The organism is Myxococcus llanfairpwllgwyngyllgogerychwyrndrobwllllantysiliogogogochensis, assembly GCF_006636215.1.
Taxonomy (GTDB): domain Bacteria; phylum Myxococcota; class Myxococcia; order Myxococcales; family Myxococcaceae; genus Myxococcus; species Myxococcus llanfairpwllgwyngyllgogerychwyrndrobwllllantysiliogogogochensis.
The window spans coordinates 1-7,738 of the sequence record NZ_VIFM01000398.1 but is presented as its reverse complement, the minus strand read 5'-3'; the positions used below and the strand labels follow the sequence as shown (position 1 = coordinate 7,738).

Annotated in this window: 9 protein-coding genes and 1 pseudogene; 3 read left to right on the top strand and 7 right to left on the bottom strand. The window is 68.6% G+C overall.

Annotated elements, in window-relative coordinates; translation table 11 throughout:
- Positions 1-10 precede the first annotated feature (10 nt).
- Genes FJV41_RS46660 through FJV41_RS46650 form a run of 3 tightly spaced genes read right to left on the bottom strand, consistent with a single transcriptional unit; the run spans position 11 to position 3,148 of the window.
- The gene (locus tag FJV41_RS46660) at positions 11-1,090 is read right to left on the bottom strand and encodes a structural protein (protein WP_141649088.1); all 1,080 of its coding nucleotides are present in this window, start codon (positions 1,088-1,090) and stop codon (positions 11-13) included.
- The gene (locus FJV41_RS46655) at positions 1,071-1,352 is read right to left on the bottom strand and encodes a hypothetical protein (protein ID WP_141649087.1); all 282 of its coding nucleotides are present in this window, start codon (positions 1,350-1,352) and stop codon (positions 1,071-1,073) included. Before FJV41_RS46655 ends, FJV41_RS46660 begins: the two co-directional genes overlap by 20 nt.
- Complete coding sequence (locus FJV41_RS46650) at positions 1,349-3,148, bottom strand: phage portal protein (protein WP_246137856.1); 1,800 nt, start codon at positions 3,146-3,148, stop codon at positions 1,349-1,351. Before FJV41_RS46650 ends, FJV41_RS46655 begins: the two co-directional genes overlap by 4 nt.
- 501 nt (positions 3,149-3,649) lie before the next feature.
- Between FJV41_RS46650 and FJV41_RS46640 the strand changes: the two genes are divergently transcribed.
- On the top strand, positions 3,650-3,931 hold the full coding sequence (locus FJV41_RS46640) for a hypothetical protein (protein WP_246137855.1): 282 nt from the start codon (positions 3,650-3,652) through the stop codon (positions 3,929-3,931).
- Positions 3,932-4,052: 121 nt separating this feature from the next.
- Positions 4,053-4,955: a hypothetical protein gene (locus FJV41_RS46635; RefSeq protein WP_141649085.1), complete on the top strand. Its 903-nt coding sequence runs from the start codon at positions 4,053-4,055 to the stop codon at positions 4,953-4,955.
- A gap of 143 nt (positions 4,956-5,098) precedes the next feature.
- Here FJV41_RS46635 and FJV41_RS54825 read toward each other — a convergent pair whose 3' ends face one another.
- Positions 5,099-5,227: a hypothetical protein gene (locus FJV41_RS54825; RefSeq protein WP_281291632.1), complete on the bottom strand. Its 129-nt coding sequence runs from the start codon at positions 5,225-5,227 to the stop codon at positions 5,099-5,101.
- 419 nt (positions 5,228-5,646) lie between these two features.
- On the opposite strand from FJV41_RS54825, the gene FJV41_RS46630 reads away from it, so the two are divergent.
- Positions 5,647-5,964, top strand: coding sequence for a hypothetical protein (locus FJV41_RS46630; protein WP_141649084.1), 318 nt, complete (start codon positions 5,647-5,649; stop codon positions 5,962-5,964).
- Between the two features lie 134 nt (positions 5,965-6,098).
- On the opposite strand, the pseudogene FJV41_RS52860 reads toward FJV41_RS46630, so the two are convergent.
- The 3 genes and pseudogenes from FJV41_RS52860 to FJV41_RS52855 all read right to left on the bottom strand — a co-directional run.
- Positions 6,099-6,551: pseudogene (locus FJV41_RS52860) on the bottom strand (phage terminase large subunit family protein); the annotation flags it as partial.
- Complete coding sequence (locus FJV41_RS54415; RefSeq protein ID WP_141649082.1) at positions 6,436-7,533, bottom strand: terminase; 1,098 nt, start codon at positions 7,531-7,533, stop codon at positions 6,436-6,438. The pseudogene FJV41_RS52860 and the gene FJV41_RS54415, both read right to left, overlap by 116 nt.
- Before the next feature lie 11 nt (positions 7,534-7,544).
- A partial coding sequence (locus tag FJV41_RS52855) for a hypothetical protein (RefSeq protein ID WP_281291631.1) occupies positions 7,545-7,738 on the bottom strand: 194 nt, incomplete at its 5' end.

The following is a 7,738-nucleotide window of genomic DNA, read 5'->3' as shown; positions in this document are numbered from 1 at the left end:
GGGACATCATTTAAGTGACGGCGAGCGTCGTGGTGCGGCAGAGGCCGTGGTACGGCGGGAAGCCCACGCCCGCGTCCGCGAGCTGCCTGTCCGAAGCGAGCGAGCGGAACTCGCCGACGTCGTCGCGGGTGCCAGCGGCGGAGCGGAGCACCTCGGCCAAGCGCGTCTGTTGGCCGCCTCGGTTGACGTAGAGGAGGGCACGCCCGGTGTCCGCGTCGAGGCGCTCCCTCACCCAGGGCAGTTCCTGCTTCACGTCCTCTGGCCGCTCGAGCGACTCGACGCGCTCGAAGCGCTTGAGGGCATCCGCCACTGAGAATGTCTTCCCATGGAGGAAGCGGCACGCCTGGGTGGTGGCCTCGTCGAGGACAGCCTCGATGCGGTAGCTGCGCACGCCGGCCTCCGCGTAGCTGCTCACCTGGGCGAAGGAGCGCCCCTGGCTGACGAAGTGGCTCGCCACCACCTCCCAGTAGAAGGGGGCCCGCTCGATGAGGGCGCCGCGTGCGGCCCTCTCCAGGGACTCGGCGATATCGCTCCTGCCGAGGCCGGCCTCCAGCCCCTCGGCCACCAGGCGCCGGGCCTCCTCGCCAAACGTGTCCAGCCGGCGCCCGTACTCGTCCCGGACGAAGTTGCCCTGGGTGCGGACGATGTGCTGGGCGATGCGCCTGTCCATGGCGTTGAATCGGGCGGCGAGGGCGAGGCCCTGCTCGCGCCGGGCGTGGCTGCGGGTGGACGCCACCACCTCCTCGGCTGCGTCGCCGAGGGGCGCCTGGATGCGGGCGGGGATGACGGCTGTCTGTCGGCCGGCAGCCTCCATCGCCTGGGCAACGAGGCGCCTGCGCTGGGCGGCCGTCGTCGTCCTCCAGTCCACGTCGAGGACGGCCACCGCCTCCCGCATGGCGTCCACGTCCGCGCGCCCGACAGCGCGGCGGAGGCGCGCGGCAAGCAGAGCCACGGCGCGGTCCATGCCTGCCGCAGTGCCGACGTCGAGGGCCTTGGCCACAGGCAGCCGGAGGACGTCCCCCAGGAGGGTGTCCGCCACCGCTCGCGCCTCGTGGATGATGAGGAGGCTGTCAGCGGGGGCCGTGCACAAGGGGCACCTCCTGTGTCACCAGCTCCACGGGACTGCGGCGCCTGGCGCGCACCTCGACGCCGGCCTGAGTGGGCGAGAAGACGACCTCGTGGCTGGCGGCGCACCTGTCACACAGCGCGAAGACGAGCAGTCCGTTGCGCCACAGCGTCGTCGTCTCCTCCAAGGGGCCGCGCCTTCGGCACATGCGGCACTCCAGGACACCGCGCTCGGCGTCGGCCTGGGCCTGGAGCACCCATGCTCGCTGGAACTGCGCGGGCGTCATGTGGACTGCCCCGAGAACCAGGTGTCGAACTCCTCTCGCGGAACCGGGACGTGCTCGGTGTCCATGTACCGGCGCGCGAGCGCCAGGCGTCCTTGGGCCAGGCGCTCCTCCTCGGCCCGAAGCTCTTCTCGCAGCCCCAAGAGGCGTTTCGCCTCGCCCAGCAGTGAGCCCTTGTCCTTCTGGGGCTTCAAGTCTTCGACGCCCGTCTGAATGCCCGCCAGCGTGAGGGTGATGGGTCGCTTCACCCAGTCGTCCGCAATCTTGCGGAACTCGCGGTGGAAGATGTCGCCGGCCAGGTGGCGGCCCTCCTCGGGAGTCAGCACACCCACGCGGACCAGGCGCTCGACCATCTCGGTCATGCGCTCCGGGTCTCTGGTGGCCGTCGTCTGGCTGCGGAAGCGCCAGAAGCGCACGCCCATGTCCGCAAGCACCTTCCGATTCAACAAGAAGTCGAACTCGTCGCGCTCGGGTTGGAAGACCTGGTCCTCGGCGAAGCGCAGCTGTGCCTCCGCCACCGAGCGGTTGAAGTCCCGGCCGTCTCCGCGCAGCAGCGGGGGCAGGCGGAAGGCGCTGCCCACCTTGTCGATGTTGCGCTGGTCGTACTGTTGGAAGAGGGCGTCCTGCTGCTGGGCGTCCGTCAGGGGGCGCAGCTCAATCTTCGCGCGGCCTCCGTCGCCGGTGCCGGCGCCGTCCGCCTCGAGGATGAGGATTTTATGAAAGTTGGCCTTGCCCTTGAGGTTCTCCTCGATGAAGCGCTCGATGCGCGGCACCGAGGCGTCGGAGAGCCGCCCTCCAGAGACGAGCAGCGCGAGGGGAGGGACGGACTTGTTGTTGAAGTAGAGGTAGTTGACCTCCTCCATCTGCCGGGAGCCGAGGACGGACAGCAGGGTGCCCACCCAGCGAGGAATGCCGTAGGGCGAGCGCGGCGAGTGGATGGCGAAGTGGATGAGCTCCGTGGCCGGGCCGTCTGAGGCGTCTGCGGCCTTGAGCGCGGCGACGTCTTTGAATGTGCGGCCGGTGAGACGGGAGATGACGCGTGGGTCGCCGAAGGACTTGAAGTAAACCCGCTCGCTACCCTGCACCTGAATGTAGCGGCGCAGGCGCCGACGGGTGCTCACCGTGTCGAAGCTGACGGCGGAGATTCGGACGCGCTCGCGCACCTCGACGGCCTCCTTGTCGAGAGGGAGGAGCCGCACCGTGTACGAGGGCACGTAGACGAAGCGGGCGATGTCTCCCTTGGCGTCGCGCAGCACCTCCCAGTACGCGTTGCCAGTCACTTCGAGGTCGTGGCGCGTGCGGCGGCGCAGCTCGACGAAGCTGCCGTCGAAGCAGCAGAAGTCGAAGAAGGACTCCAGGCGAGCCTTCTCCACTCGGGCCTGCTGCCGCACCTCCTCCGCGTGGGCGGTGACTTCCTCGTCCGCAGGAAGAAGGGGCGTCCCTGGAGGCAGCGTGCCCGCGTCACGGGCGGCCAGGCGCTCCAAGGCCATGGCGTCGGCCACCTTCTCCCGGGCGCCGTCGGCGTCGAAGTCAATCGCAGCTTCGAATCGGTACCCGAAGCCGTCGATGTTCGTGCAGTACGCATCGACGTTCTGTCTCAACGAGTTGGAGTGCTCGACGAGGAGGCAGAGGGCCTCCGGCTCATACGGGGGCTGGAGGGCGCCGGCCTCGCTGAAGGCCAAGGCGTCCTCGCCCCCGGGGCGGCTGGCGGGTTCGTCGACACGGGCGCCCACCACCACCGCCTTGAGGATGGCTTGGAGTCGCTCCTCGGCCTGGTGGACTTCGGCCGGCACCGTCACGGGCGTTCCTCCACGTAAGCCAGGAGTCCCGTAGGGGTGTGCGAGACGGCGCGCACGCGGTGGCCGCGGGCCGCCAACTCGGCGTGGACCGCCTCCATCAGCCCGTCGTGGCCGGAGGCCTCGACTGTGAATTCCGGCCCGGGGTGTGGCGCGCCCGAGGGGGAGGCGAGGACGAAGACTCTGACGACGCTCTGCACAGGGGCCTCCCGGACCAAGTGGAGGCAAGGCGCGCGGTGGGAGGGGTGCCCTCGATGTGCGAGGGCGTTGGGGGCCGCGCGCCTCACCTCCAGCGAGGACAAAGGCCTCGGGCCCAATTTCGGGGACATCCGGCGCGCGCTTTTCCGCTCAGGACATGCGCATCAATGAGTTGCCTTCGTCGGAGGACAGAGCGCTATTGGCGACACCTGCGGCTGACGCGGGAGCCCGCGCGCGAGCCGAAGCGCATGCGTGAAGGTGCCTCCTGCTGCCGAGAGTCACAGAGACGATTGGGAGAGACAGACGATGAATCCAGGCCAGGGGTGTTTGAAGCGAGAAGGGGACACGCGCGGCGTCGCGTCCACTGGTGACGTTGCTGCCACGACGGCCGATGTGACGACGTGCCCATGCGGGTGCCCGGAGCGGGAGGACGAGGCACACCACCCGAGCGACTTCCTCGTGACGGCCGAGGAGTACCCCGAGCACCCTGCGGCCCAGGCTGGCTATGTGGGGTGGGTGTTCTGCATCCACTGCGGCGCGTGGCGCGCCGACGACGACGACGCGCCCGACGCGGACTGGGTGCCCTGACGCGCGCTGCGCCCGCGCGAAGAGTGGGCCGCACGAACCCGGCTCCTCATGGCAGGACCGGCTCTGTCTCTTCGTCCATGGCGAACACGTTGAAGCCCCACTTCGACGTGGAGGAGACACCATGGACACCTACCGTGTTGCGAGACTGCCAGCGCGCCTGCGCGGCTTCGTGCTGCCGGACACGAGCACGCAGCCTGGAGGCTATGTCGAGGCGGGCGACTATCTCGTGCTCGAGGAGAAGTCCCGCCACCCCACGCCCGACACTGATTACGCCCGACTGCTGGTTCCGAAACTGAGCGCGCTCGACACCTGGGTGTGCACGCGCTGGCGCACCCAGCGTTACGCAACGTTCCTCTCCCAGGAGAGCGCACCTGCCATGGCCCGGCTGTCGTTCGACAGCGAGCCGCTGGCCGTCCTGGAGGAGCGGCTCACCACTCTCCTGGGGGCGTTCCTCGACTACAGGTACGACGCGAGCCGGGCGTACTACCCATGGGCGCTCCCGGGCGTCCGTGTCCCGCTGGCGCCGCCCCGGTTGAACAACTGCTGCACCTTCGTCGAGGCCCTGCTGGTGAAGGCCTTCTCCGAGGCGCACGGCGCGGCTCTCTCGTGGGACGCGCGTCGCCACCGACAGATGATGATCGGCTCCACCCAGGACTACTTCTCTCCCGTGACGGCGGCCGTCGAGTCAGGCATGGCCCTGGCGGCGCCGTCGGCGGATGTGCCACCTCATCCCTGGACACTCATCCAGGGGTGGCGCAGCCAGTGGGGCTCGGGGCACACCTTCCTCGTCCTGGACCACCACGTTGTGACGGACAAGGTGCTGGTGCTGGAGTCCAACGCTGGCTTCGGGCTCGACGGCGTCGGCTACCGTGGCCTCGGAAACCTGCGGGACATCGGCCTCCAGCCGCCTGCGCAGTGGTGGACGCGGCGCGAGGTGTGGACCTGGCGCCGCATCTGCTCGACGTACCCCTTCCGGCGGCAGGCATGGCTGAAGGTCAATGCGCGAACGGCAGCGGGGCGCTGAGTCCTTGGATGTTGGTGCCGCCCTCCCTGTCTACGTGGCTAGCGGGCGAGGGGCGGAGCAACGTGGCCAGATACTGCGTCCCAAGCCAAGGTGGGCAGCCCGCGTAGGGGCCGCCCACCCTGGACAGTTCCGGTTCGGTGGGGCTAGGACTGGGCGCGGAAGGCGGCGTAGTCCACGAGGAGCCGCAGTAGCTGGAGAATCAGGCCTGCGATGACGAGGATCCGGTTGAGCCGCTCGTTGCTGCCCTGGTTGCGCTGGTTGTCCTGGTTCACGGTTCGTCCCTTCGGGGCGTGTCCTGCCGGCGCTGTTGCCGGGTAGTCTCGTCCCGATGGCTTGTTCGGAGTCCCTCGGGGCCGAGGGGCCTGTGCGCGAGGCGCTGAGCCTCCACGCGGGCACGGCGTTGCGGCCGAGAAGCTAGGTGGCAAGGAGGGCACGGCGTTGCCGCGCGAGGCGCCGAGCCCCACGCGGGCACGGCGTTGCCGGCGAGAAGCTAGGTGGCGAGGAGGGCGCGGCGTTGCCGCGCGAGGCGCTGAGCCCCCACGCGGGCACGGCGTTGCCGGCGAGGAACTGGGTGGTCGAGACTCGGTCGTGCTCAGCCAATCACCCGCACGCTGATCTCCCCAGTCCCTCTTCGCTCAGGCCCCCGTTCCCATGTCGGCCGCGCGTGAAGATGTTCAGATGGAGTCCTTGTATGCTTGACCCCTGTTTTTCCTACGAGAGCTTTGCCCAGACGCGCGACCAGACGCGACTTTCCTGCGAACTGGAGCAGGTGCTGGCAGTTCGGCTCAAGTCAGCTGCAGCCCCCGATGCGGAGGGACATCGAATCGCGACGGAGCTGCGGGCGCTCGGTCACGACCTCTGGAGCTTCGATGAGTCCACCGATTTCCAGATCTGGTGTGGGGACTGGAAGAGCCCGAAGCACCCCGGTGAGCTTACCGTCACGATTTCCTACCGGGACGAGGAGCCTCGAAGCGTCTCGGTGGCCTTCCTCGCTCGCAAGTCACCTTGAACTCGCGGCCCTCCTCGAGCGCTTCTTCCGAGTCCCGCGTGGCCGAGCGTCCTCGGAGCGAGGAGCTGGATGGCCACAAGGGCCCGGCGTCGCGGCGCGACGCGACGCGCTCAGCCCCCGGGCTCTGGTCGCATTCAGCCAAGCACGCGCACGCCGATCTCCCCGCTACCTCGTCGCTCAGGCCCCCGCTCGCGCTGGCAGGCAAGGACGACGGCCCAGAACTTGTCGGCGTGCCCTCGGTTGGTGCGTTCGGCGTCGAAGGACACCTTGCCGGAGGGCAGCACGCGCCGCTTGATGGAGTGAATCTGCCCGACAAGCTCACGCTCTCGCGGCAGGGTGACGTCGCGACGCTGGAGGAGAATCTTGAAGTCGGTCGCCCACCTCTCCTTGGCCTCGTTGGTGAAGTTCTCTGCCACCACCTGGGGGAAGTCCCGAGCGAGGTTCTCGGCGAGGTTCATGCCGATGCCGCTCCTATCGATGCTGAGGCGCGCCACGGGCAGGACGGAGAGGAGACGGCGAAGGTGCGCCTCCTGCTCGGCAAAAGGGATGCCCGCGAAGCTCCGCAGCATGCGGCAGGTGTATCGGCCCGCCACCTCCTCGAAGACGGCCAGCTCCGAGCGGTCTCTCGTGCGGCCCACATCGAAGCCCGCCACCAGGCGCCCCTGGGGCACGGGCACGTCGGAGGCGTCCTGCGCCAACACCAACTCGTCGGTGGTGCACGGGAGGATGAGCTCGTAGGGGAGAAAGCTGTAGGATTCGTCGACGTAAAAGGCATTCGAACTCCTGCTGGAAGTCCTCCTGCGGCAGGGAGTCGAACTGCTCCACGAGGACGGGGCGCCCGAAGCGCGTGACGCGCTCCTCGGTAGGCATGAGAGGCGCCTCCACGGCAGCGCGCCTCACGTCCAGGCTGAAGAAGCGGCACAGCCACCAGGGCACCAGTTGGCGAGTGTGGTGCGGGTACTTGCGCAGCTCCTGGGTGTCTATCTCCCAGAAGATTCCGCGCCGACCGAGCGGGGTGCTGCCCCCAGTGAGCTGTCCATGCGAGCGCAGGATGAGGGCGGTGCTGCCTGTGTAGACTTCGCGGTCGTTGACCAGGTGCGCCAGCTCGTCCAGGTACACATCGCCGCGTTTGCCGCGCGGAGGCTTGGCGGGAACGGAGATGATACGCGAAAGGCGCCGGCCTCGGGAGTTCGACTCGAAGGCCAGCTCCGTCTTCGCATCCGTCACGAGCTTCTTCTGGTAGGCGAGCGGCAGCTCCTCATACACCTGCCGGGCGATGAGCACCTTCTCGACGGCGTCACTCAAGTTGTACGAGACGAACACCGACGTGTGGCCGTCGCGCAGGTGGCACCGCGCCAGGGCCTCGAGCGCGAACAAGAAGGAGAAGCCCACCTGGCGGCTCTTCGCCACCCACCTGAATCGGGAGTGGTTGCCGAGGAAAGACTGCTGGTACGGCTCCAGTACCACGGGCTCGTTGTCGTACTGGCACAGCCCGGAAATGAATCCAGACTCGGTGGCGAGCCACTGGGTGAGGTCATCCTCGGTGCGTTTGACGATGCCGAGTGTCACGGTGTCCTCCGTCAGCCGAGGCCGACGCTCATCGACGAGGAGCGAGCGGCATCCTCGAGGACGCCGAGCACCTCGGGGCGCCAGAGGAGCTGGTAGGCGGCATGGCCGTTGCGGCTGAAGGGGACGGCCTCGGCGTAGTCCCGGCCCGCGTCCGTCAGCTCCCACTCTTCGCGCTCGTTGCGCCGCTGGAGTCCGCATGCCTCCA

Excerpts from the sequence above, each read along its gene's own strand:
- FJV41_RS46655 (WP_141649087.1), bottom strand. The coding sequence starts at position 1,352 with ATGACGCCCGCGCAGTTCCAGCGAGCATGGGTGCTCCAGGCCCAGGCC.
- FJV41_RS46640 (WP_246137855.1), top strand. The coding sequence starts at position 3,650 with ATGAATCCAGGCCAGGGGTGTTTGAAGCGAGAAGGGGACACGCGCGGC.
- FJV41_RS46635 (WP_141649085.1), top strand. The coding sequence starts at position 4,053 with ATGGACACCTACCGTGTTGCGAGACTGCCAGCGCGCCTGCGCGGCTTC.
- FJV41_RS46630 (WP_141649084.1), top strand. The coding sequence starts at position 5,647 with ATGCTTGACCCCTGTTTTTCCTACGAGAGCTTTGCCCAGACGCGCGAC.